1 protein-coding gene is annotated in these 841 nt (G+C 53.4%); it reads left to right on the top strand.

The window, feature by feature from the left end; translation table 11 throughout:
* Nucleotides 1-841, top strand: an 841-nt coding sequence (locus AC27K1_RS21600) for an Ig-like domain-containing protein (protein ID WP_487152864.1), incomplete at both ends; no start/stop codon positions are given.

Below are 841 nucleotides of genomic sequence, written 5' to 3'. Positions count from 1 at the left end.
AAGCGGTGGATGACTCCGGTACGGCAAATAACACCAGTGAACCGGCCACCGTCACGATTACGATCACGGGCACCAACGACAAGCCGACAGCGGCGGTTGAGAGTGTCAGTGCCACGGAAGATGGTGCAGCGGTAACGGGCAACTTTGGTGCCTCGGACGCAGATACGACTGATACCCACACCTTCAACATTCTGACCCAACCAACCGAAGGCACGGTAACCAACAACAATGACGGCACCTTCAGTTTCAATCCGGGCAGTGACTTCCAGGACCTGGCCGCGGGAGAAACCCGTCAGGTTACGTTTACCTATGAAGCGGTGGATGATTCCGGTACGGCACACAACACGAGTGAGCCGGCCACCGTTACCATTACGATCACTGGAACGAATGATGCGCCGGTTGCAGCTGTTGATACAAAGAGCACTGCCGCAAACACCACACTGACGGTTGATGTTCTGGCCAATGATACCGATGTCGACAGCAACGACAGTTCTGCAAACTTCAGTCTGGACAATGTCAGTATTACCAATATTACGGACAGTGATGGAACGCGTACTACAGGTGGTGGCACGGTCAGTGTTGTGGGTAACCAGCTGCAGTTTAACCCGGGTTCTGATTTCAGTTATCTCGCTGCCGGAGAAAGCGCTACCGTCACTGTCACCTATACCATGAGTGATGATGAGGGGCTGGAATCAACGTCTACGGCCACAATCACCGTTAATGGGGTGAATGAAGCGCCGACAGCATCGGATAAAACGCTGTTCATTGATGAAGACAACAGTCATGCCTTTACGTCCGGTGACTTCGGTTTCGGTGATGTGGATACCGGCGACAGCCTGCA

This window comes from Kistimonas ophiarachnellae, from assembly GCF_057552235.1.
This window is presented reverse-complemented; position numbering and strand designations above follow the sequence as displayed.